Here is a 25,550-nt window from a genome sequence, read left to right on the forward strand (position 1 = left end):
CGACCAGTGAGGAAAAACCCAAGACAATGCAGGTTGCAAATTTGCAGGGGAATAGGGCGCGATCAGGCCGCACGCGCCGTTTTCGGGCGGAACACCAGAGGGATATTCGGCTTCTTGCCATCCCGGCGATCCACAAACTCCCGCATGACCTCCAACACCACCGAGTTCACGACCAGGACACGCATTGCGCGGGTGCAGGACACATAGAGGAGGTTCATCTCGTCGATCCAAGACTCCTTGTCGTTGTCCGGGTTGAACGGATCGAGGGAGAAATCTTCTGCAAGGCGGACGACATCCCACTCCAAGCCTTTCGAGCGGTGCGAGGTGCTCAGCGTGAGCGCGGCCTCCAGCTCGTCCTTGACCGCGCACTTGCGCAGCGCGGCAAACAGCTCAGGCAGATCCTTGCTGTACTGCTCGACGATCTTGATGGAGCGTTTCATCTCCGGGTCTTGGCTCTCCTCTGCAACTTCCTTGTAGAGGTCATAGTCAGGGTATTCCTGGAGGAGTTTTTTCCCCTTCACTCGGTCACGCCGGCCCTTCGAGAGCGCGTGCAAGTCTTCGAGATCCTGAAGGTTGTAGCCCTCAATCCCGCCAACCCAGAATATTTTCCCTCCGTTTTTCACCTGCTCCAGTGCGGCCTCGATCACGCCAACCACTGTTCGGCAAAGCACGGTGCAATGCTCTAGCCCCTCGGGCAGCTTCTTGGTGACCCGAGTGTCGCTGCCAAGGCCGGCTAACTGCCGTTCTTCATTTTTGAAAGCAAGAACCATGTTCGCCACATGCGCTACGGCAGGGCCAAAGCGGAAGGACTTGGTGAGGTAGTGGACTTCAGCCCTGTCCAGCCACGAGGCATTCAGGGCATCTACCGCACCACGAAAGCGATACAGCATCTGGTGGCCATCGCCACAGACGACAACCCCCATGCCGTAAGCGGCCTGCTGGGCAATCACGCCGGCCAGTACAGGGTTAATGTCCTGGGCCTCGTCCCCCATGATGATGTCGTAGCGGTCGCGCAGGTTCGGCTTTGATAGTGCCCACATTTTTAGGTAGCCGTCGTGGATCTGCGGTGTGGCTTCGTTATGCAGATCGCACATCTGACTCCACAACACACGAGCCCCTTCGACGATGTTGCCGGCGGCACGTTTCATCCGATCCGACTTCAGCTTGTCCGCAGGGCAATGCTCGATGCTGATGTCTTCATCGGCGCTGGCGAGGTAGTTATTCAGCGTTTCCTGGACACTGCGCACCAACTCCCAGTTCTGCGACTGGATGATCCGGGCGATGTCTGTGAGGCGAAGATTTCCACTCAGTTTGTGCTTGTACTTGGCCCCGAAGGTCGCGTAAGCGAGACCATGTGCGGTCTTGCAGGTGACGTTAAGCGGGAACCGCTGCTTGGCCGCGACCTCCACCGCCTTATTGTACGAAAGGTAAAGAATCCGGGCCTGAGGGCGGGCCTTGGCATAACCGACAAGCGTGGTCGTTTTGCCCGTGCCGGCGAAGGCCACAAGCTTGACGATGCGGGCCAGCGAGTTGATGGCTGGCTCTTGTTCGGTGGTGTACTGCAAGGTCATGCGGCCTCCAAATTGGCGAGCGGCCAGCGGCAATTGAAGGGTGTTTGTTCAATGTTTTCTGTAGCTACGGAGAAAAGATCCGACTGGTTGACCGCATACCCAAGCGCATCATCAAGGTTCGGAAGAGATTGAGCGAAACGAGTCGCGCTGGTTCCATCGAAAGAGCTTGCGCAGGCAGCGGCACACATAGCAATGCGGCGGGCTGAATTAACCCGACCGACATGCAAGTAGCAGTTACGACGACGGGCAAGTACACCCCATGACTCCATGGTTTTCAGCTTCCAGGCAGTTGAGCCCCCGACGAAGATTCCGACAGAGGGGTTGAGCAACTCGCGAACATCATCCGGTTGCATTCCGTCCTGTACGGCCAACAGGAGTGTTTGCGGGAATCCCTGGAGGCGATCCAGCCACTTCACGCTGAAATCGAGTGACTCCATCCCGCCGGCAACGATGTCAGGTATTACAACCCAGTCGGCGTGCTCGCCCAGCTTGTCGAGTGCGACGCCGAAAGCAGCCTCATCAAAAGACCTGCCCTGTTGAAATGCGCTCCACGCGCCGTTATCGAGGGCATAGCGCTCAAATCCTTCAGTCCGCAGCACACCGGCAGCAGAGACAAGCAAGCGCCAACCGGCATTCCTCAAGGCATCAAGGTTCCGACGGGTTCCAGTACGGCTGGCATAGGCAACCATCGAGGGTGGCATGTAGCCGAGTCGCTCCTCTACGTCCACCTCCATATCGGACTCCCCGGCCATGCAGTAGTACGACGCATACGCGAGATTTGCCTGAGCCTTACTGAGGCGATCACCGGAGCGGTAAGTCTCGAGCCAGGCGGGAAGAGGAACTGTGGTCATGTTGGGTCTCCTGTCATGCAGGCTTGAAGCATCACATGCACTGGAAAAATCCCAAGAAGCTGGGCGGCAGTTGAGCTGAATCAAGCTGGCTAGTCAGTCTTGACCGCTTATATATCTTTATGAAATATTGAAACGTTTTATTATAACTGATTTAACATAATCCTTATTATGCGAAGGACTCGCAGATATCGTGCAGCCATTTGCCGCCATCTTCTGCAAACGTGATTTTTTCAAATTTTGCTTTAACAGGCAGACAGGTTCCGCACAGAGCTTTTCCTTCCCGCTTCGACGGATCGTCCTGGAGTGCCAGACCAAGCGCCTACCGCCATGCCCCACGTCCTCACCGTTCGCCCTGGTTGGGTTTTTCCAGATCAAGCTGACGCTGGACTCATCGAATCAACGAGGTGGTCGCCGTGACGTACAAAGAAACGCTCAACGCATACGAGTCGCTGCTCAAGGAGAACCGAGGAAAAGCACTACGGATCGGTGATGGCTGTTATGCCGCGCTGATTGACGGGCACCTCTGCGGCATCTACTCCAACCTGGACGGCCAGCCAGATCCCGCCACCGCGTTCGACCTCGACCAGAGCGCATGGGACACCGACTGCGAGTGCTGGGATGGTGATGTCAGCGGCTTGGAAACGAGCAACTGCATTGCCTCCCCGGTGTATGAAGAGCTCCCTTGCCAGGGAAAGTTGTAATTTCCGACCGTTTTTCGACCTGATAGCAGGCCCATGCTGCGTTTCAGGTCTGTAAATTAGCTGTAAACCCGCACAACCACGCCGCAAACCTGCGGCCTGACAATCCGTGTGACCACCATGACTAAACGCAAAACCAAGTCGGTTCGCCTGACCTTTGCTGTGGATCAGTACCACGCCAGCTATCTGGTCAACTGTCCGGACGAAGCCCGTGGGCTCGAGCTGATCACCCTCTCCCTCCACAACTGCTTTTTGCAACTTGCCAGCGGCAATGGCTCGGTGTCCCTCATGCCAATGCGCTCAGGGGACGGTAACCAGATCATGTACGCGGACAGCAACGGGGCCGGCGTTAATTGGCTGGCCGATGTGTTGGTTGAAGTATCTGTGGATCACAGCTATCAGCGCGGCTGCGCCGCGTAGCTTGGGTTCCTCGCCATTTCTGGCAGCATGAAACGAGTTAAATGGAGCACAGATACTCATGACAGCCATTCACCTACTGCCGACAGTCAAACAGCCTCGGGCATGCACTGACCTGATCCAGATGATCCGAGCCGGAATGGTTCAGCGACTGAAGAATTTCGTCGTAGAGCCTTACGATGACGGGTTGACCTGGGGCATTCAAACGGTGGCGATTGCCGTGCCTGACAGAAAGTACGGCGATGATTTCCCGGTTGTGATTGTCGATCTGCACGAAGACGACAAGGAAGCGATGCGGTACTCCCTGGCGGTATTCGAGGCCCTCAAGGAGGCTGGTCGCGCTACTACTACTCAGGTAGCCAAGTGGCGGCGCAGCCTGTTCACCCTCGTGCCGAAGGAATAGAACCGATTCAAGCACCACTCCTTTTCGTAAGCCCCGCCTCCCCGGCGGGTTTTTTTTGCCCTGATTCTGGTAGGCGCTAAATGGTTGTCAGATGACGACGCACATTGACCGTCTACCATCCACTGTCGAGTGGTTCGGCAGTAGATGGTTGTCAGATGACGACGATCAACAGCGAGAGAGTGCTGCACTCGGTACGCCTTGGCCTCGATCTGCAAGAAACGGTCGCCAAATGACGACGAACACTCAACGGACACGTCCTGGAGCGCTTACCAGCGGCCAAGAAAAAGCCCCCAGTTGAAGGGGGCTTGGCAGTTGGGACTTGGTTCACTGCGAGGAGAAGAGATCCAGGTTGCCTGGCTCCAAGGCTTCCTCTTCTAGGAGTGGCAATTCATCAACGTCATCCTCAGCAAAAGCTGGTGGCGTCTCGTCAGCGCCTCCGCTTTCGTCCAGCTCGATGCCCAGAGCATCCTCGGCAGTCTGGGGCCATAGGCTCTTCCTCAGGTCGGAGAGCTTCGGTGAGTCGCTGAACTTAAAGAGAATCGAAACGACCGTGCGACCCGAGCGCTTGAGTTCATATTCGACCTCAAGCCCACTTTTTTCCCGCAGCTCAGCCAGTGCAGGGTCAATGATCTTCTGTCGCAGATTGTTGAAGCGCTGATAACCATCTCCAAGCCCCAGGCGAGTGCGCAGATCCTCAACATCTACCTGCATCCATCCGGTACTCCGGAACTGCATCAGCATCTCAAACATGCGGAAGCTATAGGAGGAATCTAGCCGGGCGATGCGCCACAGCTCATAGCTAGTCACCTTGCTATACAGCAGCGACAGATAAGGTTTTACCTTCTGGCTGAAGGACAGTTCAACCTGGCCAAACCCCTTGAGGTAAGTGGCAGAGTCCACCCACCGCACCTTTTTGATGGCCTCGCCTTTGCCGGTACCCGTGATCGAGATAATCTCTGCGTCCCAGAGCTTTTTGCAGGCATCGCTGAGCTGCTCATAGGCATGACGCAGCTCGATGCCGTAGATCCGTGCATAGCTACTTGAGTCGATGACGATGCTTTTGGGCATCGGTTTGCGAGGGTCGATCCTGGCTATTGCCGCGAGGACGAGTCGTTGCTCTGCGAGCGACAAGCTGTACGACGCCGTGATCAGGTTGTTGTGCTTCGTGACCTTGATCGAGGCCTCGCCCGCTTTCTCCTTCCGCTCCATCAGTGCATTCCCTCCATCGAAAAATTTTTCCGCAGTAAAGCACCAGGGCGGCGGCTTCACAACTAAAATTTAAACCCCCAGTAGTCGAATGCAGGATTGGTCGTCTGATCTCAATAATCCGCACGGGATGAGCCGGAATTCTTAGTCGCAACCACCCTACCCTGGCTATCCGGAAACCCCTGGCCTCAGGCCATGGAGACAGATTCAGACCACCAGCCGGAATTTATAGTCGCTTCCCCTACCCTGCCCCACACTCTGCTTGATTGAATTACCCCTGATCTAACCCCTTATGAGTCGGGGGCTGCAAGCAATTCTACAGCCGGAATTCGTAGTCGATTGCATGCAACTAGACGAGGAGCTTGTAGTCGATACCACCAACTCGTCCCAGCCGGAATCATTAGTCGCTAGTGCTCTTCGACGTAGCCGGAAAACGTAGTCGATACCCGGTGTTGCAGCAGCCGGAATTTGTAGTCGTTACCCGGTGAGGCAGCAGCCGGAATTTGTAGTCGATAGCCCAGATTCACAGCCGGAATTCGTAGTCGATACCCGGTGAGGCTACAGCCGGAATTTATAGTCGATAGCCCAGATTCACAGCCGGAATTCGTAGTCGATACCCGGTGAGGCTACAGCCGGAATTCATAGTCGATAGCCCAGAATCACAGCCGGAATTCGTAGTCGATACCCGGTGAGGCTACAGCCGGAATTCATAGTCGTTAGCCCAGATTCGCAGCCGGAATTCGTAGTCGATACCCGGTGAGGCAGTAGCCGGAATCCATAGTCGTTAGGCCAGATTCACAGCCGGAATTCGTAGTCGATAGCGGCTAACCGCGAATACCTCAGCACGCAAATTTGCGATCAGTAGCTCAGATCGGCCAAGGGAATGCGCCGCTCGCTGATAAATATAATATCCTTATATATCAATAACTTATGCGATTTATTTAGACGCTATTCAATTTCAGGCGATTTTCGTGTCGAATAACCGAGCCACAGCAGAAGAATCCTGTGCTAGCCGTCATGCAGGGAGCCGGAAAACGTAGTCGATAAGCCAAAAAAGGAGCCTGTGGATAACGGCCGGAATCCGTAGTCGTCAAAGCCGGAATCTGTAGTCGACCAAGCCGAAATCTGTAGTCGCTAGCCCGGAATTCGTAGTCGCTTACCCGGAATCTATAGTCGATGATGCTCTGAAAGCCGCGTGGCACTAGGCCTCCAGCGTCCTAAAAACAAGATAAAAACAAGATAAAAACAAATAAAAAGGCTTTAAAAGTGAAAAGCCTTATTAATTTTGGGCACATCAGAAGCAAAGGGCCAAAGCCAGGTCAAAAGCAATGCGTTGATTTCAGACGAAATTCCGGTAAGAAAGCGCGCCAACATCCTCCAGCCAGGCGAGACAATAAGGTCAACACAACCTGATCCGTTTCTGGAGGACACATGACAACTGCCGCACTTGCGAGCGTAGCCCCCTACCTACTCAGCATGGCAGTCACCACGACTATCGAGCCCAGCAGCTTCGACCTTGGGGTCACAACCCTGGAACAGATAGAGCGTGACTGGACGATCATCGACAAGATAGGCACCTCCTACACTGGCGGGCCGGTGCTCAACCTCTCTGAGTGGGAGATCAACATTGACGGCATCACCGATTTGCAGCTCGCGTTCAATGCAGACGGGCTCCTCGACGTAGCTACAGTGAAGGCCAGAAAAGGTCACTTACACGAGGTAGTGGATCTGTTCAAAGGGAAGTTGACACTCAATAGCGAAGAAGAGATCTCGGATGACTATCTCAACGTGACCTTCATCTCGGGCGAGCACGAAATCATCATTGAAAGCCTGCCCCTGGACGAGAAGTTCACAGTAAATTTTATCAGTCAGGAATTTAAACAGGCCCGCAATGACGCACGAAAGCTGTACGCCTAATCAATCAATTGGGTTCAGGTAAAACAATCATCTAACGATAAATACCCGAACTAGGATGCCAATAAAGCGACTCCGGTTCGGGAAATACTGCGAATAAGCCACCTAGTTACGTCTAAATGACTTGAAAGCCACGAATACATGTTTATCATTCCCTCATAGCCACTAAATGCAGGGATTGTTATGCAGCCAGAAATCGAAAATGTCGATGATGACGCTATCAACTACGCGGACTTCGATACCCTCCTCTACCCTCCGCAATTTGCAGCCGACTGCTTCGGCCTGACGACTCGCCGCCTCAAAGACATCGAAGAAGAAAATGGTATTGAGATCCGCCGGGTACCACGCGGTACAGTCACCTCTCGCGCATACACCCTGAGCGACATTTTCAACATCGCCGCAGTGCGTCGCGCCAAGGGTCACACCAAAGGGCTGCCGCGCCAGATCGTAATCTCCACCTTCGTCCAAAAAGGCGGCACTGGTAAAACGACCTGCTCGGTGAACCTGGCTATCCACCTTCAACTCCACGGCCATCGCGTCTTAATCATCGACAACGATGCTCAGGGTGACTCATCCAGCTTGCTTGGCTATGACCCGGATCTTGAACCAAACGAACTTGCTGAAATGGGCATCCCAGCTGACCGCTATGTTTCCGGCAACTTCGGCAACCTCCTGGCCGAGCAGCTCCGGACTCGAGCCTTCCAGCCGATGTCTTTCGATGAGCTGGTGAAAAAGCCGTTTGGCGAGAATGGGCCGCATCTCATTCCCGCAGACGCGAATCTTGAGGATCTGCCGATTGCACTGGACGCCGAGAACAACAGTGATTTCTGGTATGCGTCCTGGCTTGAGCGTGGCCGTAAGAATGAGATCCCCGGTCTCGACCTCAGCACTTACGACACCATCATTTTCGACAACCCTCCGCACTCCTCCCGGCTAACCAAGAACTCAATCATCGCTAGCGATTTCATTCTCTGCCCAGTTCGGATGGATAAATTTTCCTTCCGTGCGCTGATGCGCCTGAGCGATTACCTCGCCCGGTTCTCCCGTGACTACCGTCGTTCTCTAGGTGTGCTTGCGATTCCGACCATGTTTATCCGCAACCGCAAGCGCATCCTCTCGAACCTGATGATCCTCAATGACTTGTTCCCTGGTCGGGTATCAGAGGAGAAACTTTACTACTCCGAGGATTACGGCAAAGCGATGGATACTGGTGTTCCTCTGGTCGTCTGGAAGGGAGCGTCAGCAAAGACAGTAGAGTCTATGCGTAACGTATTCGGCGAAGTGATGAACCATATTCGTAAGGTTGCCTCAGACAAATAAGGCCGTGTGTTGCTCCGAGCAACAGCGGATCACTGGTGTTTGAGTGTTGCTCCGAGCAACAGAGAACGAAAGGCCAGAGGTGTTGCTCGGAGCAACACTGTGGTGGATAGAGAGAAACCTATTACCTTTTTACGGAATGTTAGAAATGGCGCGGAAAAAAGATGAACCTCTGCACATGACCGGTATTCGCAAACCCGAGCCCATGCCGGAAGCGGATCTTCGGGTTTCGCTCACGGAAATGCTCGCGACGCACTGCGCGGTCGACGGACATGAAGCTACAAGCGGGAAAGATGAGGCTCAGCACCACATTGAGGCCGGGCCTGACAGAGCTGTGATCGACGACATCGATGTTGCGATGATCAAGGTGTCACCCTATCAGCCACGAATCACGTTTGACGAAGTGGCCATCGAGGATCTGGCTAACTCGATCCAATCGCTCGGACTGATCAAACCTATTCTTGTGCGTCCACTTAAGGATGGTTGGTTTGAGCTGATCGGTGGTGAAAGACGTTGGCGTGCACACAAGCTCGCAGGCATCAAAGTCATACAGTCCATGATCAGAGAAGTCGACGACGACACCGCTCGAATCCTCGCGATAACCGACAACGAAGGTCAGGAGCAGCTCACTGAGTACGAGCGAGGCAAGAGCTACGCGCACATTCTTGAAAGCCGTGCGGAGCCAAGCCTGCGGTCATTGGCTCGCCGACTTGGCGTCAACGTCTCGATTGTAAGCCGATGCTTGCTTCTACTTCAGCTACCAGCATCGGTGCTCGACATCTTGGATGTAACACCGGGCCTGATTGGTGGTAAGACAGCCAAAATTTTCATCGACTACGCCAAAGATCATTCGCATCTCGTTTTGAACGCAGTAGTTGCAATGCGTGATTCGCTGATCACCCAGGAACAGGCTCTGCGCATGATCGCCAAGGAGATCGAGCAGAAGGAGGCTAGTGCGAAGACTCAGGTTCAGGATCGGACACTGGCCGGGGTAGGGAAGCTGCGCCTCAGAGGAAAGCGCATGGAGATACTCTGCGAGAAAGGAGTTAGCGTGGAGAGACTAACGGAGCAGTTTGAGGAGTTCCTTAAGCACGTTGATCGAGCCCTTATTACTAGTGAATAATTATCATTCGTTTTAATGTGCATGATTTCAGACGCAAATAGCGTCTGAAAAGACGCTTTACTGCGTAGGCGCTTGTGGAAAAATTGCCGCTTAAAACGAATAGGGACATTTATATGCACAGTAATACAGCAGCACAAACGATGAGCCTCGAGGGCGAAACAGCCATCCAGAGCGTCCGATTCGGTGCTGACATGAGCTATGACAAGAAAGACCTGGAGTCCTTGAACCGAATCGGTCTTTTCAGTGTCGTCGCTGAACACTGGATGGAATGCAGCAGGTCAGCCCGGATCTTCCTTCTCTGTCACGCTGACCTTTTCATCCGAAGCGAGGCGAGGGAGCAGAATAAGGCTTTCTCCGGCACTGAATGCCGCGAAGGGGACATCATCAGCCTGGTGAACGAATGAGAAAACCTGACAAGCAAGACTTCAGCGTCAGCTTCGACCATGACGGTGAGAAGAAGAACATCTTGGTAGAGATCCAGCAGTCGAAGATGATCATTCGGTTCGATGATCTGCAAAGCCTGGACTTTACGATCAGCTTCGACCGGCCCGAGACGTTTGTGGTGAGCCTTCCCACTGATCGCAAAGGGAAGAGGCCAACGGCTGAGGGGGATGTAGCATCTTTCCCTGAACTTACCTCGGCGTTAGAAGAGCTGAAGCATCTGCGTTGGATGGCTATGAAAAGCACAGCAAATGACTGAGCCAGCGATGAGCGAACAAGAGATTCTTGCACTGGAAGCCGAGATCGAAGAGGCAGCACAGACGATGCCTGGAGCGCTAATCACGATTGACCTCCCGGTGGATAACATTCGGTGGCTAATTGGCTGTGCGAAACGTCAAGTTAAGACTGAGTGCGCCGAAACCGGATTCAAGAGAGGGGGAAGCCTTGTTTCGCTATCCAACGTCAACGTGTTATAGACTTTGGGACTATGGTGTCACACTGGAAACGAACCAATCGTTATAAGCTAATGATTGTTGAGATTGGAAAGGACGGTTATAAACGGTAATTAAGCTAGACTTATTGCTGCCGATACCTAATCGATCAGTCAACAGTCCTACTAATATTTAAATCCAGCGCAGACATAGAGATGCTCAAAATGGTCGCTAAGCCGAGACCACATGTGGTCAGAAGTTTCCCCTACTGGGACACACCACCGGAGCCAGGGCAGGATCTACACGAACTCAAATGGGGGGTCATGGAAGTCATGTCCGACAAGTCCCTTCGATTCGTCGACACAGAACCAGACAAAGAAGCCCTTGAGAAGCTGATAAGCGAGCTTCAAAAGAAGATCTAAGGCGTAAATCCGCATATATAGCCAAATCAACGAAACCCCTGTTCAAAGACGGGGGTTTTTGTTGTCTGGAGGAAATCGCCTGGCTACACGAGCCCCAGAACTGGCTCATTTCAGTCGCTTAATCGTCCTGAAAACCGTCCAACATCCCCGCCAGAGCCCGTATCTTGGCTGCATGTCCTACCTGAGGCGCAGCCATGCCAACCTACGATCTTGAGTTCCACGACTACGCCAAACTCTTCCCCCTGATAGTGGGGGAGGAGTACGAAGCCCTGCTCAACGACATCGACATGAACGGGCAGCGAGCGCCGATCATCGTTTACGAGGGCAAGATCCTCGACGGGCGTAACCGATATCGGGTCTGTGCCGAATTGCTGCTGACTCCGAAGATTGAGGAGTTCGAAGGCGATGACGCTCTCGGGTATGTGCTTTCACTAAACCTTTACAGACGCCAACTTACGGTGGCGCAACGCGCCTTGATTGCGGCTGAGCTTTCCTCTCTGCGCGGCAGTAAAGCGATCACCGTCGACCTGGATAACGCCCAAGAAAATGACGTTGAGGCAGCGAGAATGGCGATAGAAGAGGCGGCAAAGGTATTGGGCATCAGCCCGCGCTCGGTCTCATCAGCCTGCAAGGTCGTGCGAGACGGTACCCAGGAGCTGCTCGACGCGGTGAAGTCTGGATCTGTCAGCGTATCGGCGGCGGAGCAGGTAGCAAAACTCGATAAGGGCGCCCAGCAGGAACTCTGCACCCGAGGCCCGAAAGCCATCCGCAAAGCGGCCAAGGAGATGCGAGAAGATGGCAGGGCCAACTCGCCGAAGAAGGCGAAGCCCAGCGAAAAAGCGCCTACTCAAGTGGCTGAGTTCACAGGCGCAGATTCAGATGACGACATCCTAAAGATTGGGCACCTGCTCAGCAGCGAAGAAGAGATGGAGCCGGAGCCGGTGGTGTATGGCTCGCGCAAGCCAGCGGCGCAGCTCATGTTTGAGTTGGCCGAGTCCGGCATGCTCGAAGGCCTTGAGGCTGAGACCGTGGCAGCAGAGATCATGGATTCCGTGGAGGCCGGGATCGATATGCAGATGTTGGCCTTTGCAGTGGAGGTCGCCGTAAAGCTGCGCGAGCGCCTTGCGACCAGGATGCACGCGCATTAAGCCACGAGAAAAAACCCGCTTGGGTTTTCCTGAGGAGGTGATTCCATAGATCCAAACGCGATCAGATAAGGAGTCACCACAATGCTTCAAGAAACCCCACCAGCAATGGATTTCGGCCCGAACCTCTTCGGTAACGGCGAGACCACCAACCTGGCAGAGTCCACCAGCACCAATTCGCTCGAGGGTGGCGCGCTAGTTGCCGAAAGCAATGGCCAGGTTGGCGACGAAGGAAGTGCAGGCGCACAGCAGGGGGCCACCATCGTCGTGAGCACTCTCCCAGCCAAGGAAGCAGGCGAGGGCGATATCGACTTCCCCAGCCAGCAGGAAGGCCAGTCGACTGACCAGGACGTAAGCAGGTCGAAAGCTGGATCTGAAGCTCTTTCGAGCGCCAAGAATGCCGCCAAGCTGTTCGAGTGCATCACCGGCTTCGACGACATGAGCGCTAAGCAGCGCACTGTTGTTCGGGATCTCCTGACGAAGCAAAGCGCCGCTCTGGAATTGAAACTTCAAGGGGGAAAAGCCCCTGAAGGTGAAGACTTCGATTCGATTGCGAAGCAACTTCGCCGGGAGAATAACCGCCTGGATACGTTGCTCGAAGGAAAAGAAGCTCTATTCGGCAAGGCTCGAAAAGCTGCTGAAGATGCCATCGTGAAAATGAAGCTTGTAATCAACGACATCAAACAACTGGAGGAGGAGGGCTAGGCCTTCCTACCCGAATATGACTAAAGCCATTCTCAAAAAAACCCAGTTCTATCTGTTCTGGCCCTGCGTAGGCTTTCTCGCTGGGTATTCTGTGGTTAGTGCGGCGGGCGCAATCTAGAGAACGCTCAAGAGCGGGTAAACACAGTAGGTCGCTGTAGCCGAGGAGTCCTGGCTGCAAAAGTGAAAAACAGGAGGGAGCTAAATGGCAAAGCTACTTAGCAGGGAGCCCTGGTGGGCAAGTCCGCCAGCTCCCGGTCAGAATGAGATGGACTTGGAGTGGGGTTACCTGGAGCACTATGACGACCTTGAATTCATCTTTGTCCATGAACGCCCAAGTGACACGGAAATCATCAACCGGAAAGGTTGCCGCCTTTCTGAGAGTAAACCTGTAACTGATTAGTTGACCCTACAGTCCCTCACGAGAAGCCAGCCGAGCTGGCTTTCTTATTAGCCAAGATTTGGGATTTCTGTACCCCGGAATAATCTGGAACAAACAAGCCGTGGGGTGTGGAATGTCAGCACAACAGCAATTTAATGGGCAATTGACTCTTCGAGAGATCAATCAGCTCCTAACCAAGCACTCATTCCCACCGATCAGCCGGGAACAGCTTCCTGCCGTACTGGGGGCTGGTGACCGAGAAAAGATCCTCCGGGCCGTGAGTCAGTTGGAAAACGCTAAAGCCTCCGAATACCTCCGGGGCGTGATGGTTCAAGCTGGGATCACCTTTCCCCAGCAGGGCGATCCTGCCCAGGACGAGCACTACGGTGCTCAGCCGGCGGATGATGAACAGCCGATGCCGAACAACGACGACGCTATGATCCGGCAGGGTGGGAATCCAGGTGCCGGCCAGGATGAGCGGGAGAAGTTTCATGTCTACGGCGGCAAGGCTGCGCTGTGCTTCGAGGTCGACTCGACCCGTGGCGGCGTGCCCACGGTTGCACTCGATGCCGCTTCCAGCACATCGCCGAAGAAGTACGACTGGGGGAGCAAGATCCGCATTCAAATGACGCGGGCTGAGCTGCCGGTAGTCGCGGCTGTGCTGATGGGTTCGCGTCAGCGGTGCGAGTTCAAGAACCATGGCCCCGACAGCTCCAAGGGCTTCTCCATGGAGCGTCAGGCCGGCGGCAAGGTATTCGTGAAGGTGTTCGCCAAGGGCGTGCCGATCAAGGCGGTTCCGGTAGATCCAGCGGATGTTTTCTTCGTGGCTTCGCTGTATGTTCTTCAGATCCATAAGGCCTGCCCCTGGCTCGACACAGCCGGTACGATTGCCCTGGTTCAGGCGACGATGCAGCTCGATGGTGAATTAGGGAAACAGCATGGCTCTTGAGATTTTCGGTCTTCTTGACCACCCCCGCAAAATGTAAAAATCGTCCCTGTGTACATCGTGCCCAACTGCAACATCGAAGGGTCGAGCACCTGCCAGTGGATTGACCTGCGCACTACCGAGGCAATCCCTCATACGGCCTCTCAACGTGTACGGGGCATCGTCCTGTGACCTTAAAAGCCCCCCAGCAAGCCGCTAACCGACCGAGTGATTGATGCCGAGACCAGAGCAAGCCAATGGCTCGCCGATGGTAACCAAGCCCGCGAGGCGGGCCGTACCGTTAAGGCCGAGCGCTGCTATCAAAAGGCACAGTTCTGGTTAGACCGGGCTAATTTTCTTTCTGGTCGTAGTGATCGACCCGGCCCCAAACAGTAGGAAACGTACCTGCGAAGACAAAATATCATTGATGCAGACTTCACCTTATGTGGCGGGCGCTCTTGTGCTGCTGTTCCTCGGTCTGGCTGTTATGTCGAATCCACGAACCTTGCCGGCACCCGAGTGAGGAGCCCCAGCGAAAAATAAAGCCCGCACTGTGCGGGCTTTGTTGTTTCTTGATGCCGGTTCGCCGCCTTCTGTTGGTTCGAGCGGCATGGGGCGGGTTCCTGGGTTCTTCCTATGACGGCTTATGCTTAGAGCAATAGCAATGTTGGTTCGACGGAACGAAATCAATCGGATACCCGACGCGGTGGCCATCAGGAGCCATCGCTTTGCAGCGCACGCCCAACTTGGTAGTCCCCAAGCATTGCCACCCCTGTGAAAACTCACCCCAAGCGTGTAGACGCTCCTTGCTAACACCCAATTCATTAGCAGCGAACTGATCAGGGTCATCAGTGAAGCTCTCAATTTGATCAGGCTGAAGGCTGATGGTGCCGAGCGCCCCGTGGCCAGCAGCAAACTCAACACCGTGACGGGCAACATCCTGGAGGAACTTCACTTGGTCAGCAGATAATTTCATTTTGGATTCCTTGAACATTTAGCGGGTGACGACAGCCACCCCTTTGGGATCAAAAACAGAGCCTGTGATCCGCTTGCACCCGGTCGCACAGCACAGCCCTATAAAACGGTACCGACCTCGAAAGAGACGACCTCCAGCCTGCTTTATGTCGACCGAAAGCCACTCCGCTTTTGCCTTGGGTTTGGTGATCGGGAAATCTAGCTCGGTCAGCTTTCCGCCGCAGGGGCATATCCGCACGTTTTCCACTGGCGGTTTCCTAGAGCGAGGGGCGAAAGCAGCGCCCTGGTAATGCCAAAGCTCGCGCAGGGCGGGCTGGTAGGTGGGGCTGGGATTCTTCGCTCATCGCTACTCATCCAGCGTCGTTAGGATTTCATCTGCTACCTTGCGTAGGCTTTCCTGTAGCGGCCCGAGACGTTCTTTCACATCAATGTGCCCACCTTCACTTAGTGCGCCTTTTACGATTAGCATCAAGTCAAGCAGTCGGCTGTCACCACCCTTAATTTCAGCAGCATTGAGGAAGCCTTGCTCCCAGAGGCAAGTCACAAGTGCCCGAGCAAGTTCTTCATGTGATCCAATGTCGAGGAAATTTGTCCCATCACCGCAATCTTCATGCGTTTTCTGGTACGCCTCATCTGTCAGCAAACCAAGTTCGTTCGGTTTTGTGAACATCGTAATTACCCTATGGGCATTCGGTGAATGCCTGCGTCAGTTTGTGTTTCTCAGGAGCGGCGCGATGCTTTGGCAATCAGACTGTGCAGCCTCTCTGTCTTCGCGACCGTTTTAGCCTCTTTCGCTTTACCGATGAGATGCTGCTGCGCTTGAACACCGCCGACCTCAGCTATGAGTTCAAAAAGTCTATCTTTCGCCGCATCCGTTGGAGCGTTATTCGCCTCAGGCCGGGGCTGGCTTCTTCTGTCTCGTGCTTCATGGGGTTATGCGACATGGCTTTTCCGTGATTACTAAACTGGTTTATGGGCAATGTCAGTAGAGCTTTTTAAACACTGAGCGCGTGCCGTTCTTAGGGCCTCGATGGCTGATGCCCCTTCCTCTGAATTCAGGGCCTGCTCCTCTGCCTCCCTTGCCACTTCCAGGCGTGCGATCCTGACCATAGCCTCACAGTCCTCAACCGCATTTTCAAATGGGTTTGCATCACCATATCTGCGATTGATCGACTCGATTAGCTGAGAGAAGTACGGCTTAGCGGCATTGCGAAGTTCATACCTTCGTTCTGGGTAGAATTGCCGCTTTCCCCCGTCTCGACACGAAATGTGCCCGTGCTTGGCATCCGTGACTCCGGTGGCCATCCAGAATGCGTACTCAGGCCAGAGCTGCGCCGCCGCTTGAATCATCTCTGCTGTAGGCCGTTGCTTTCCGATGCAGGCCTTATTCCAACTGGTTGCAGGGATTTCGGTAAGTGTTTGTAGCTCTGCCCAGCGCCTCTTTTCTGGTGTATTACTCCAGATTACGGCCTTGAATCGCTCAGTGATGTTGTCCATAGCTGCCGATAATTTGTTAGTTAATCTGTTGGCATGGATACATTATCCAAGAATGGTCATTTTATCCTGAAGGAAAAAGCCCAGGCCAATCACAAGCCATTGAATGGGGCCGCGCCTACCTGCTCAAGCCGCCTGCTCGTCCTGGTTGGGATATAGGTACGCCGACCACTCGGACATGAGCGCCCGGCGCTTATCCAGCAAATCGCCACGGTTGTAGGCTGCCTCGACCTTGCTGCTGAGGGTGTGAGCGAGGGCCATTTCGCACACCTCACGGGGGTGACTGGTGACCTCGGCAGACCAAGTGCGGAAGGTGGATCGGAAGCCGTGCGGTACCGCGTCCTTGATCCTCAGTGCATCGAGCACGCGGCCAATCGCGTTGCCCGGCAGCGGGCCGGATCGCCACTTGTTGAGGAATACCCACTCCGCGTGCTTGCCATGTTGCTGCCTGAGGACATCGACCATTGCCTGAGTGAGCGGTACCCGATGTCGCTTGCCGGCCTTCATGCGCTCGGCTGGGATCGACCAGATCATTGCGTCGAAGTCGATCTCCTCCCAACGTGCACCAAGAACCTCGGAGCTTCGGCAGGCCGTCATGATCATCAGCTCACAGGCGCGAGCGGCAGGCCCATCCATGGCATCGAGCTTTACCATCAGCTCTGGTACGTCTGGCCAATGGTAGGACGGGAAGGGGTCTCCTGACCTCGGCTGCTTCGGCAGCAACTTATCCAGGTGGCCACGCCAGAGAGCTGGGTTCTCGCCGTTGCGCAGCTTGAGGGCTTTGGACGCATCCAGGACGAGCTCAATGCGGTTGCGGATGCGATTGGCGGTGACGGGAATCTTCGACCAGATCGGGCGCATGACATCGAGCACATCGTCTGTGTCCACCTCGGATACCTTGAAGCTGCCTATAACGGGGAAGACGTGCTTCTGCATCGAGTTGCGCCACTGCTGGTGGTGCTTCGCGCTCCATGCCTTGCTATGAGTGGTCATGTAGACCTCAGCCTCGGTCTGGAACGTATGGGTATCCTTTGGCCGCGCCGATGCTGTCTCGCGGGCCTTGGCGCGCTCTGCTGCTGGGTCGACTCCTCGGGCGATTTCGAGGCGCTGTTTGTCGGCTTCAAGACGGGCGTCACGCAGGCTCAGGGCAGGGTAGGTACCGATGGCCAGGTCATGCCGTTTTTTTGCCAGCATGTAGCGGAACACCCAGCTTTTACGCAGGGTGCTCGACACCTTGAGTATCAGGCCGCGACCGTCCTGGTAACTGCCAGGCTGGTCAATATCCTTGACCTGCTTGGGAGTGAGTTTGCTCAAGTTTCCACCTCCTGATCGAGGCCCAGCCCCAGAGTGATATTTTCCGCCAGGATCGGCTCGTGGGTGAACACCTCGTAGTCGGCCTCGGAATAAAAGGTGAGGCCGGATGGATCTACCGAAAGCACGACGAGCGCCCCCGGCTCATCCTCGAACGCCTCGCCAAGCCAGTTGGTCAGTGCCGTTTCGACCGCTTCGAGAGTGGTGAAAAAGAAGATCCTGGGAGCGGGTTCGCCGAGGTCACCAGAGCGGGGGCCGATTTGAGGGGCGAGGCCGTCACTCAAAATGGAGGCGAGGTTACGCTCAGGGGTGACGTGAAAAAGCGGGCCGGTGGGCATGGTGTTTTTGTCGATGGTGTTTGCCAGGGCGATTTCAGCGGTTTGACTGTCGCGGCTCATGTTCCTGTCCCTATGCTGTCGAACTTGTTGGATTTTCACTGAGCAGGGGCAGCTATGCCTCAAAACGCCCAGATTTCGCCGCAACGTAAGGGGATAGTCTATCCCCATACAGATTGGCTGCAAGCCTGAAACTACGGACGTTTCTCTAAAACCCAAATGTAATGTCCCACATCGCAACCCACAGTACGATTCAAGAAAAAGCCCCATCCAGGGAGAGGAGGGGGCTTGTGTCTATTGATCGAGGGATTGCCTTACTGAAGAGAGGAGGGGGTGGGCAGGCCAGTATCAGAGAGGGATTGAGTCCCTTTGCCGCCGACTGCTGCCTTGGATTAACAAATAGAAGAGTAGTAATGGAAGAACAGTTCGGATACAGGGGGCAGCGCTTTAACTTAATTTGTGCCTTCCATATAAAATCCAGTGTTTAGAGGGAGTCCAATTAACAAGGAAACATGATCTGATTGAAACAATGCTCAAACAGCTTTCTTTCTTTTTCCAAGTTTAACAATTTTCCTTATACCAAGCTTATCTAGAGTATTTACTGTCGATTGCCTGCCACGGTTAAGGTACTTTTCTGCCCCAGAGATCCCGCCTTCCTGGTACTGTGTTCTAAGTTCCTCAATGTCAAAGTTAGTCTGCAACTGAGTCAGCTTTGGCTTTTGGAGCCCGAGTTTTTTCACAAGATACTCGACCTGTTTCACGTCTATGCCGATCTGCTCAGCACACCATCTTTGAGTTTGTTTGCCGTAATTATCGGCAATGAAGGCACCATGTAGCGCAATCAAGTGATCTGATCGGCTGCTCCGTCCTTTGTAAACGCAGAGTTTTATGGCCCTCTGGCGAACACCATCAGGCTTGCGACCGAGCTGCTGTGCCACCCATCTAGTACCCATCGGCCCTATATTCTTGGATATGAACCGATCATCCTTGGTACTCCACTGCACCCTAGAACCTTTTCCGAGGTCTTTAATTCCGAGACGCCTTGCGTTGATGCGAATCATTTCCTTAGGTCTTTGAAGTGCCACGGAGCAAGCACCAAGTCCAATATTGGAAACATTATCTCTAATGTAATTTAGTTCGATTTCGGTGAATGTCCCTGGATGTTTTTTACGTAGGCCGAGCTTAGATGCTTCTTTTCGTATAAAATCTATTGGCATACCAAGATGCTTCGCGCAAACAACAGCACCATTATCGCTGAAGTTCTCAATAAGGTATTCCCTTGATGCCAAATTGAGTATCCAACAGAATTTCGGTCTACTACCGCTGCCAGGATGCTTGTCAGGCTTCGATGAAAGACCGAGGTATTTAAGTTTGCATCCAATGGAAGTTGGCGATCTGTCGAAAATTGTAGAGAGTTCTTTTGCAGTTTTGTTCGGTGCTAATTCGATGAGAGTAGCAACGTCTTGATCAGTCCACAGTATCCTTTTTTTATTGCTGATTCTATGGCCAATAGTCTTCAACTTCGATAATACGGAGGATGGCTTCTTGTATAGAATTTTGGCTATATCGTAGTGGTTCATAGTGCCGGCGTTTTCTCGAAGATAACGCTCGTCCTCAGTGCTCCATTTTTTTCGATAAAACATAGTCAACAGCCTATAGTGCGATATGTTGATTATACAGAAATAATAGATTGCGTACCGCCCATCTCAACAAGCGTCAGCTTGCCGCCTTCAAATACGCCACCAGTGTCAATGTAGCGAACATTTCCGAGGTCTTTAACTGTACCAACTGTTGTGTGGCCAACAAAGACCAAATCTATTCCTGCTATCGGAATGGTAATGGATTTCTGGTGCCGAGATACCCGCCACATAGCCTCACGGGCATGATAGTTTCGATAAGATTCACCCAGTTCGCCCTCAAGGGCTTCGATGAAGCGCCCCCAGCTCAAGCAGGTGCATTCACCGTGAACCACCCCGAATCGCTCCCCTTTTGTCCCTTCAACCTCAATTGCAACGGGCAGGGTATAGAGCAGGCGACCCAGCGCTCTACGGGTTTCAGGGGGGAGGGCATAGAACCATTCGCCGCCGTATTCTCGATGGCCGTTTGGCTCGCCGATAAGGCCCCCTTCAACGCACCAGAAGTCGTGATTCCCAAGAACGGCCTTGAACCAGGGGTACATCAGCCACTTGTAGACAAGGTGCGACTCCGCCCCGCGATCAACCAAATCCCCAACAGAAAATAGCCTGTCAGTTTCAGTGTTGAAGCCGGCCTTATCGAGCAGGTTGGATAACTTAGAGAACTCACCATGTATATCGCCAACGGCAAAGTCGCGGCCAAGTAAGTTTCGGCCATACCGAGCAAAGTATCGGTTATCACTTACCGCAACTGGCTTTTGATGTGCAGCGTAAACCACTTCGCCGAACATGGTGATATTCCTTTATTTATGATTTTGCGCTGCAAACAGGTTTAACTAAGCGCAGCATTGAAAGCTTATTGAGTGATAATCCACTCGCCATCCCAGTTTGTTATTTTGCAATCACGGGTATTCCCGCGACCGCTATGAACAATACCAACGGTGTTCGCTTTTGTCGGGACAATGAACACTTTCACGCGCCCGCAGGCCTCAAACGTGACATCTGTGGAGAAGATGCCCGAGCTAATGGCGCTATCGACCTTAGACACGGCAACCTGGACGCCGCCGGGAACCTTTCGGGTGGCGGTAATGGTGGTGCCACCGTCGACTTCGGCCAGGCTCAGGGTGCGCTCGTGAGCCGGTGCGCTAGCGGCTGCATCGCTCTGGCTTGGCGCGTCACAGCCTGCAAGCGCTAGGCCCACTAGGCAGGTGAGGAGAGTTTTGTTCATTGGGGCATCTCTGATGATGGGTTACGAGCAGCAGCATGACACCCCGCCAAAAAATGCCAACCGAAGTCATGGTCACAAACGATAGGGGCGGCCGAAGCCGCCCCGATTGGTACCAGATCCAGCGACTCAGGAGCTTGATCTGACCTCCAAGTGTGGCCCGACATAGGCCAGGACTACCAGCCCGTCGATGATGTCGAAGTAGATTCGCATACCTTCCTGGCCCGTGGCGTTGCCGACCCGCAGATGCCGTGTGAAGAGGCGCTTTTTACCCTCGTAGGCGAACTCGCGCATAGCTCGCAGGCGCGCATCACTCAAGGTTGTCTGGCTTTCCTGGGCACTGTACGCCTTGGGGCCGAAGGCTTTGCGGGCCACGGTATCCGGTGACCCGGTGTTGATCGCATCGAGATAGCCGTAGACGAGCTTGTGCATCAGATCCAGCATGCGTTCGGTGCCGTCGAAGTTGGCGGTATAGGCGCTCACGCTGCGGCGTGCGCTGTCGAGCACGACGATTCGATCTTTGGCCACACAGTCGAAGTAGTCCAGGACATCCGCCGGCTTGTGGTTCTGGCGCATAACCACGCGGTTGATCACTGCGGCGCACTCCAGCGGATTTTTTTCCCTTGTAGTCTTCGATGCCATGGCCCCGGCGGCTGCGCGCAGCCGGTGGTTCTCGGCCTTCGACTCCCTCAGCTCGGTCGACAAGTGCTCGATGTCAGCCAAGGCAAGACCTAGTTCAGCCGCATGATCGTTTGGAACAGTCACCACCGGAGACGCTGAGACCACAGTGGACTCAACCACCTTGGCAAGGTGAGCTTTCTCAGACTGCACAGTCTTCTTGGCTTTGACGCTTGCAACGCGCTCGTAGAATTCGCTCCAGAGACTGACATAGGCCTTGCTTTGGTTGTACATATCCTTGAACCAGTCGCGGTTCGCGAGTATCTGATCCTTTGCGTCCTCGGCCAGCTTGGCAATCTGGAGCATGTTCGACACGGTAGGTGCCGCACTACGCTGAGTAATTGCCTGGTGGATTTCGCTGATTTTCGACATCCGCTTATCCGCATCGGCGGTGAAAGCTTCTACATCAAAGTTTTTCATTTCAAACGTCATCAGCATGCGGAGCATAATGAGCGCTTCTTCAGGGGTGGCTACGTCGCTGAAATCAACTGACCTTCCAATCAGATCTGCCGGGTAGTCTTTCTGGTTTAACTTGATTTCCAGCAGCTCCCCATAGCGCTGCAACGCCTCGCGGAGCCGCTGGTAACGCGGGGCTGCATGCTCGGTGCAGAATCTTTGGTAGGCCTCTTTGAGATGTTTTCCGTATCCGGCATTAACAACGGCCCAGGCCTCTAGAGGTAGCAGGATTTCCTCGTAGTGATTCTGAGGTTCTGGCTTGAATTGGCCTGCAATGATGCTCAGATAGTCGGCCGTTGCTTGCACGTCCTCGGCGGTCACCTGGGCCCAGATCGAACGCGAAGGATCGAGCGTCGAGGCGGTCAGGCCGTAGAATTTGTGGGAATAGGTAAAGGCCTCGGCAAATGCTTTGGTGTGGATGACGACTAACGCAGCAAGGCGGGGTTGCATGCTACGGCAGATGAGGTTGACCGCGATCATGGCCTGACCGCGCTCATTGGCGGTCATCTTTTCGTCGCCGTTCAACTTCTTAGCGATGAAGCCAAGGTACAGCATTGACCAATACGAATTGGGCGAGTAACCGCCTCTATCGTGCAGTGCCCCCATGAACGGCCAGTAATACTCGACCAATCTCGCAGAAAGGGTGGCAGACCCGGCCGTGAAGACCTCGCAGGCGTCGCTGTACCTTTCGCCGTACTGCGATTGAATGTAGTGACTGACCCTCGATTCCGGACTAACCAGGGCGCTTGCCGCCGGGCTTAATCCAGAAAGAAAAGCTCTACTCAGGGGAGACGAGTTGAGGATTGAGGTCATCAAGGCCAGTGGTTTAACCCCACGCAAGCGCTTGAGCAGCGGCGTGGTTTCTTGAGTCCGGACGCTCAGCAGCGTCTCGGCAGCTCGCAAGGCTGCTTTCTGGCTTCCATACCATTGATTCCAAGCGTTCACGCTATAGGCTTCGTGCCGAAGGGCTGGCGGAAGCATGTACTCGGCGTCGAAGCCCATCTCCATGTTGCTTCTATGGCGGTCGACAGAAAATACCTCGCCCAGTGACATACCTGAATGCAGCCTTTTGTCGTCGGCGATTGCAGACTCTTCGAGCGTCGGGGTTGACAGGATAACTTGTTGGTTCATGGTCATGCCCATTCGGTAAGCATTTGTCGTCCACAAAGGATCGAGCAGATCGGGTGAAACCCAAGGGCAGCCCTGAGGCTGCCGCCGGTTAAGCGCGCTTGGTGGCTTTCAGTAGCAGCACGCTGATGGTGGTGCCCGAGAAGGCATTTTCTATTGGCTCGGAGAACTCAAGGTCGAAGCCGGGGAGGAGGTCAACAGCTTGGCTGCGGGCGGACATGGGAAGCACTGCACCGATCCGGCCACCGACCTCGACGAAGGCGGAAGAATACCGCAGGTGTTCTTGCCAGCGCCCTTCGGAGAACGGCGGATTCATCGCGATGACGCTGAAGCAAATGCCCGGATTCCAGGCGAGAAAATCCCCCTCGTGTACGGTGTGGCCTTTCTCGCGCAGGATCTTGCAGTGCAGCGGGCTGATCTCGACGCACAACGTCCGGTCCTTCGGCAGTAGGTCAGCGATACCGCCTTGCCCGGCTTGTGGCTCGCAGCAGGTGTCTGCCTGCTGAATGTCCAGCCAATCGACCAAGCGCTGCCCAACGGCGGTAGGAGTCGGGTAGAACTGGTGGCTCTTCTGGTCGGGAATGAAGCCCTGAATGGCGACCTCTTTTACCAGCTCGTTGGGGTAGTAGTCGAACTGCCAGTAAGTCAGCCGGCCATGCTTCGAGCAGGTGGTGAGCACGCCGCCAAGGGCCTCCATAATCTCGCCGACCTCGGCCAGCAGGTGCTTGCTGGTTTCGCCAGACCTGTAGCTGATCGACAGCGAGTTTTTCACCTCCTTGCGGTCGAATTCCCGGCGGAAGTTGCCGGTTTTCTCCAAGGTCGTGTAGGTCTCCATATCGCAGAGGATCGCTGCGATGGCGTTGGACAGCGGTTTATCGAAGAGCGCCTTGCTGGTGAACCCAGCCGCTTTGGCGCGAGCAGGGCGCTTGCGGAAGCTCTCCGGGATGGCTGCCGGGTGCAGATAGGCTAGGATGCTATTCAGTCTCCAGGCCATCTCTGGGTGTACTTCAAGGTGCGCAGTGCCGACTTTATAGGCGCGGATGCGGATGCTGCCGCCATCGGCCTCAATCCATTCGCCACGATTGGCTCGCGCCACGGCAAGCAGCTTGGCGGTAGTGGCTCGGCACGGTTCATCCCTGCCCATGAATTTAGCTACTACTAGACGCAGATCGTGGATGTAGCCCTCACGACCGTGGCAAGCGGAACCCCAGTCGCTGTACACATGACTCAAAATCATGCGCTTCTGGAAACCCTCGGGAGCGTTACTCACATGGGTGCGTGAAAGCGCCTGGAAGATCCCGTCTACTCGCTCAGCGAGGAACTCAGCACGGCGGGCCAGAAGTCCCTGAACGGTCGCACGCAGCGTATCCAGGGTGAACGCCGGCAAATCCATCTCTGGATTCTCACCGCGCTTATAGCCGTGCTTTCGCCAGGCGTTGAGGGTCTCATTCCACTGGCTGCGGCGGTTCTGCGGCATGAACTCCATCAGGTCGGTCTGACTCAGGGCGCGCTGCCAGAAGCTTGCGGTCAACTCGTTGAGCGCTCCCTCGAGGAGGAAGGTTTCCGTGAATGATGCGTCGTGGCGCAGAGAGGAGCTGTGACCGTACTTGTCGGTCGAGTTGCCGGCGAAGAAGTAACCCAGCACCCCAGATACTTTCTCCTGGGTGATGATGCCGTGAACCTCGATCAGGCGGGCCTTGGTGCGCTCGAAGTCGCTGGCCAGCAGGGTCAGGGTGTCGAACTGAACGGGGGCGTAAAACTGGTCAATGATGTCGCCGGAAATAATCGGCTGGTGTTGCGGTTCGTTGTGATCGAAAAGCTGCATGGCATCGCCTCCTTGGTGATGCCTTCAGCCTCTCACTGGCTCGGAAAATCCCAAGCCGGGCGGGTGGTGGAGCATGGCACGAAACCTGAGCACTACCGAGAAACGGGGGGAAACTTACTTGCCTCAGACGGAGGTCTGGGCCGCTATTCGCCTGCATCTGTGTCGTTGTTTGGTACCCACTTAAACCTGCCGTCTGGTTTTGAGCTTGTGGCGAATGCGTAGCGACTCACCCCATAGAGAGTCGGCATTCCTGCGGTTGGTGGGCCGCCCATGAGGGCATGATCACGATTGTTGGTTCCCCGATTTTCCCCTATTCTCTCAAGCTCAAAATAGGGGCCGGTGAAATGCCTGAAGACATAATGACCCTGAAGGAAGTGGCCGAGTACCTGAAGCTTGCGGAGAAGACGGCATACCGTCTTGCCGCCGATGGGAAGATCCCCGGCTTCAAGGTTGGGGGTAGCTGGCGGTTCCGAAAAACCGCTATAGAAGACTGGATCGACCAGCAAACGACCAAAAATCGCACTTGAGTTGGGGTGGACAA

Annotated in this window: 25 protein-coding genes; 12 read left to right on the plus strand and 13 right to left on the minus strand. The window is 54.6% G+C overall.

Annotated elements, in window-relative coordinates; genetic code table 11:
• Window positions 1–62 precede the first annotated feature (62 nt).
• Window positions 63–1,565 carry a UvrD-helicase domain-containing protein gene (locus FFS12_RS14415; protein ID WP_137887742.1) on the minus strand — a complete coding sequence of 501 codons (1,503 nt, stop codon included), beginning with the start codon at window positions 1,563–1,565 and terminating at the stop codon, window positions 63–65.
• A 2-nt stretch (window positions 1,566–1,567) separates the two neighbouring features.
• Window positions 1,568–2,422 carry a hypothetical protein gene (locus FFS12_RS14420; RefSeq protein ID WP_137887604.1) on the minus strand — a complete coding sequence of 285 codons (855 nt, stop codon included), beginning with the start codon at window positions 2,420–2,422 and terminating at the stop codon, window positions 1,568–1,570.
• A gap of 413 nt (window positions 2,423–2,835) precedes the next feature.
• On the opposite strand from FFS12_RS14420, the gene FFS12_RS14425 reads away from it, so the two are divergent.
• From FFS12_RS14425 to FFS12_RS14435, 3 genes are all read left to right on the plus strand, one after another.
• Window positions 2,836–3,123, plus strand: coding sequence for a hypothetical protein (locus FFS12_RS14425; RefSeq protein ID WP_137887606.1), 288 nt, complete (start codon window positions 2,836–2,838; stop codon window positions 3,121–3,123).
• Window positions 3,124–3,240: 117 nt separating this feature from the next.
• A complete protein-coding gene (locus FFS12_RS14430; RefSeq protein ID WP_137887608.1) occupies window positions 3,241–3,540 on the plus strand; it encodes a hypothetical protein in 300 nt (99 codons plus the stop codon).
• 58 nt (window positions 3,541–3,598) lie between these two features.
• On the plus strand, window positions 3,599–3,940 hold the full coding sequence (locus tag FFS12_RS14435; protein WP_137887610.1) for a hypothetical protein: 342 nt from the start codon (window positions 3,599–3,601) through the stop codon (window positions 3,938–3,940).
• Window positions 3,941–4,264: 324 nt separating this feature from the next.
• On the opposite strand, the gene FFS12_RS14440 is transcribed toward FFS12_RS14435, so the two are convergent.
• Entirely contained in the window at window positions 4,265–5,149 is an 885-nt protein-coding gene (locus FFS12_RS14440; protein WP_137887612.1) for a replication initiation protein, read from the minus strand.
• Between the two features lie 1,428 nt (window positions 5,150–6,577).
• Between FFS12_RS14440 and FFS12_RS14445 the strand changes: the two genes are divergently transcribed.
• The 8 genes from FFS12_RS14445 (at window position 6,578) to FFS12_RS14490 (ending at window position 13,972) form a co-directional block, all read left to right on the plus strand.
• A complete protein-coding gene (locus tag FFS12_RS14445; protein WP_137887614.1) occupies window positions 6,578–7,063 on the plus strand; it encodes a partitioning protein in 486 nt (161 codons plus the stop codon).
• Window positions 7,064–7,243: 180 nt separating this feature from the next.
• Window positions 7,244–8,380 carry an AAA family ATPase gene (locus tag FFS12_RS14450; RefSeq protein WP_137887616.1) on the plus strand — a complete coding sequence of 379 codons (1,137 nt, stop codon included), beginning with the start codon at window positions 7,244–7,246 and terminating at the stop codon, window positions 8,378–8,380.
• Window positions 8,381–8,525: 145 nt separating this feature from the next.
• Window positions 8,526–9,500, plus strand: a complete 975-nt coding sequence (locus FFS12_RS14455) for a ParB/RepB/Spo0J family partition protein (protein WP_171011884.1) — start codon at window positions 8,526–8,528, stop codon at window positions 9,498–9,500.
• Between the two features lie 113 nt (window positions 9,501–9,613).
• On the plus strand, window positions 9,614–9,904 hold the full coding sequence (locus FFS12_RS14460) for a hypothetical protein (RefSeq protein ID WP_137887618.1): 291 nt from the start codon (window positions 9,614–9,616) through the stop codon (window positions 9,902–9,904).
• A complete protein-coding gene (locus tag FFS12_RS14465; protein ID WP_137887620.1) occupies window positions 9,901–10,200 on the plus strand; it encodes a hypothetical protein in 300 nt (99 codons plus the stop codon). Before FFS12_RS14460 ends, FFS12_RS14465 begins: the two co-directional genes overlap by 4 nt.
• Window positions 10,201–10,988: 788 nt before the next feature.
• The gene (locus FFS12_RS14475) at window positions 10,989–11,942 is read left to right on the plus strand and encodes a ParB/RepB/Spo0J family partition protein (RefSeq protein WP_137887623.1); all 954 of its coding nucleotides are present in this window, start codon (window positions 10,989–10,991) and stop codon (window positions 11,940–11,942) included.
• Between the two features lie 81 nt (window positions 11,943–12,023).
• Complete coding sequence (locus FFS12_RS14480; protein ID WP_137887625.1) at window positions 12,024–12,644, plus strand: hypothetical protein; 621 nt, start codon at window positions 12,024–12,026, stop codon at window positions 12,642–12,644.
• A gap of 512 nt (window positions 12,645–13,156) precedes the next feature.
• Window positions 13,157–13,972, plus strand: a complete 816-nt coding sequence (locus FFS12_RS14490) for a hypothetical protein (RefSeq protein WP_137887629.1) — start codon at window positions 13,157–13,159, stop codon at window positions 13,970–13,972.
• Window positions 13,973–14,582: 610 nt separating this feature from the next.
• On the opposite strand, the gene FFS12_RS14495 is transcribed toward FFS12_RS14490, so the two are convergent.
• From FFS12_RS14495 to FFS12_RS14540, 10 genes are all read right to left on the minus strand, one after another.
• Window positions 14,583–14,924 (minus strand): hypothetical protein, encoded by a 342-nt coding sequence (locus FFS12_RS14495; protein WP_137887631.1) that lies wholly within the window; start codon window positions 14,922–14,924, stop codon window positions 14,583–14,585.
• 345 nt (window positions 14,925–15,269) lie between these two features.
• The gene (locus FFS12_RS14500) at window positions 15,270–15,593 is read right to left on the minus strand and encodes a hypothetical protein (RefSeq protein WP_137887633.1); all 324 of its coding nucleotides are present in this window, start codon (window positions 15,591–15,593) and stop codon (window positions 15,270–15,272) included.
• Window positions 15,594–15,883: 290 nt separating this feature from the next.
• A complete protein-coding gene (locus FFS12_RS14505) occupies window positions 15,884–16,420 on the minus strand; it encodes a hypothetical protein (RefSeq protein WP_137887635.1) in 537 nt (178 codons plus the stop codon).
• A 123-nt stretch (window positions 16,421–16,543) separates the two neighbouring features.
• A complete protein-coding gene (locus FFS12_RS14510) occupies window positions 16,544–17,731 on the minus strand; it encodes a site-specific integrase (protein ID WP_137887637.1) in 1,188 nt (395 codons plus the stop codon).
• Window positions 17,728–18,126, minus strand: coding sequence for a hypothetical protein (locus FFS12_RS14515; RefSeq protein ID WP_137887639.1), 399 nt, complete (start codon window positions 18,124–18,126; stop codon window positions 17,728–17,730). Before FFS12_RS14515 ends, FFS12_RS14510 begins: the two co-directional genes overlap by 4 nt.
• A 470-nt stretch (window positions 18,127–18,596) precedes the next feature.
• Window positions 18,597–19,643: a hypothetical protein gene (locus FFS12_RS14520; RefSeq protein WP_137887641.1), complete on the minus strand. Its 1,047-nt coding sequence runs from the start codon at window positions 19,641–19,643 to the stop codon at window positions 18,597–18,599.
• A gap of 92 nt (window positions 19,644–19,735) precedes the next feature.
• On the minus strand, window positions 19,736–20,488 hold the full coding sequence (locus tag FFS12_RS14525; RefSeq protein WP_137887643.1) for a metallophosphoesterase: 753 nt from the start codon (window positions 20,486–20,488) through the stop codon (window positions 19,736–19,738).
• Window positions 20,489–20,553: 65 nt separating this feature from the next.
• A complete protein-coding gene (locus FFS12_RS14530) occupies window positions 20,554–20,925 on the minus strand; it encodes a hypothetical protein (RefSeq protein ID WP_137887645.1) in 372 nt (123 codons plus the stop codon).
• A 126-nt stretch (window positions 20,926–21,051) separates the two neighbouring features.
• Window positions 21,052–23,187, minus strand: coding sequence for a hypothetical protein (locus tag FFS12_RS14535; RefSeq protein WP_137887647.1), 2,136 nt, complete (start codon window positions 23,185–23,187; stop codon window positions 21,052–21,054).
• Window positions 23,188–23,275: 88 nt separating this feature from the next.
• The gene (locus FFS12_RS14540) at window positions 23,276–25,009 is read right to left on the minus strand and encodes a DUF4942 domain-containing protein (protein ID WP_137887648.1); all 1,734 of its coding nucleotides are present in this window, start codon (window positions 25,007–25,009) and stop codon (window positions 23,276–23,278) included.
• Window positions 25,010–25,287: 278 nt separating this feature from the next.
• Between FFS12_RS14540 and FFS12_RS14545 the strand changes: the two genes are divergently transcribed.
• A complete protein-coding gene (locus FFS12_RS14545; RefSeq protein ID WP_372239467.1) occupies window positions 25,288–25,536 on the plus strand; it encodes a helix-turn-helix domain-containing protein in 249 nt (82 codons plus the stop codon).
• Window positions 25,537–25,550 lie beyond the last annotated feature (14 nt).

The sequence above is a fragment of the Pseudomonas sp. 2FE genome, assembly GCF_005503735.1.
Classification (GTDB): domain Bacteria; phylum Pseudomonadota; class Gammaproteobacteria; order Pseudomonadales; family Pseudomonadaceae; genus Aquipseudomonas.

Coding starts and splice junctions, on each gene's coding strand:
- FFS12_RS14465 (WP_137887620.1), top strand. CDS start 9,901: ATGAGAAAACCTGACAAGCAAGACTTCAGCGTCAGCTTCGACCATGAC.
- FFS12_RS14450 (WP_137887616.1), top strand. CDS start 7,244: ATGCAGCCAGAAATCGAAAATGTCGATGATGACGCTATCAACTACGCG.
- FFS12_RS14535 (WP_137887647.1), bottom strand. CDS start 23,187: ATGAACCAACAAGTTATCCTGTCAACCCCGACGCTCGAAGAGTCTGCA.
- FFS12_RS14435 (WP_137887610.1), top strand. CDS start 3,599: ATGACAGCCATTCACCTACTGCCGACAGTCAAACAGCCTCGGGCATGC.
- FFS12_RS14460 (WP_137887618.1), top strand. CDS start 9,614: ATGCACAGTAATACAGCAGCACAAACGATGAGCCTCGAGGGCGAAACA.
- FFS12_RS14440 (WP_137887612.1), bottom strand. CDS start 5,149: ATGGAGCGGAAGGAGAAAGCGGGCGAGGCCTCGATCAAGGTCACGAAG.
- FFS12_RS14480 (WP_137887625.1), top strand. CDS start 12,024: ATGCTTCAAGAAACCCCACCAGCAATGGATTTCGGCCCGAACCTCTTC.
- FFS12_RS14505 (WP_137887635.1), bottom strand. CDS start 16,420: ATGGACAACATCACTGAGCGATTCAAGGCCGTAATCTGGAGTAATACA.
- FFS12_RS14520 (WP_137887641.1), bottom strand. CDS start 19,643: ATGAACCACTACGATATAGCCAAAATTCTATACAAGAAGCCATCCTCC.
- FFS12_RS14445 (WP_137887614.1), top strand. CDS start 6,578: ATGACAACTGCCGCACTTGCGAGCGTAGCCCCCTACCTACTCAGCATG.
- FFS12_RS14420 (WP_137887604.1), bottom strand. CDS start 2,422: ATGACCACAGTTCCTCTTCCCGCCTGGCTCGAGACTTACCGCTCCGGT.
- FFS12_RS14545 (WP_372239467.1), top strand. CDS start 25,288: ATGATCACGATTGTTGGTTCCCCGATTTTCCCCTATTCTCTCAAGCTC.
- FFS12_RS14515 (WP_137887639.1), bottom strand. CDS start 18,126: ATGAGCCGCGACAGTCAAACCGCTGAAATCGCCCTGGCAAACACCATC.
- FFS12_RS14490 (WP_137887629.1), top strand. CDS start 13,157: ATGTCAGCACAACAGCAATTTAATGGGCAATTGACTCTTCGAGAGATC.
- FFS12_RS14475 (WP_137887623.1), top strand. CDS start 10,989: ATGCCAACCTACGATCTTGAGTTCCACGACTACGCCAAACTCTTCCCC.
- FFS12_RS14500 (WP_137887633.1), bottom strand. CDS start 15,593: ATGTTCACAAAACCGAACGAACTTGGTTTGCTGACAGATGAGGCGTAC.
- FFS12_RS14530 (WP_137887645.1), bottom strand. CDS start 20,925: ATGAACAAAACTCTCCTCACCTGCCTAGTGGGCCTAGCGCTTGCAGGC.
- FFS12_RS14430 (WP_137887608.1), top strand. CDS start 3,241: ATGACTAAACGCAAAACCAAGTCGGTTCGCCTGACCTTTGCTGTGGAT.
- FFS12_RS14495 (WP_137887631.1), bottom strand. CDS start 14,924: ATGAAATTATCTGCTGACCAAGTGAAGTTCCTCCAGGATGTTGCCCGT.
- FFS12_RS14455 (WP_171011884.1), top strand. CDS start 8,526: ATGGCGCGGAAAAAAGATGAACCTCTGCACATGACCGGTATTCGCAAA.
- FFS12_RS14540 (WP_137887648.1), bottom strand. CDS start 25,009: ATGCAGCTTTTCGATCACAACGAACCGCAACACCAGCCGATTATTTCC.
- FFS12_RS14525 (WP_137887643.1), bottom strand. CDS start 20,488: ATGTTCGGCGAAGTGGTTTACGCTGCACATCAAAAGCCAGTTGCGGTA.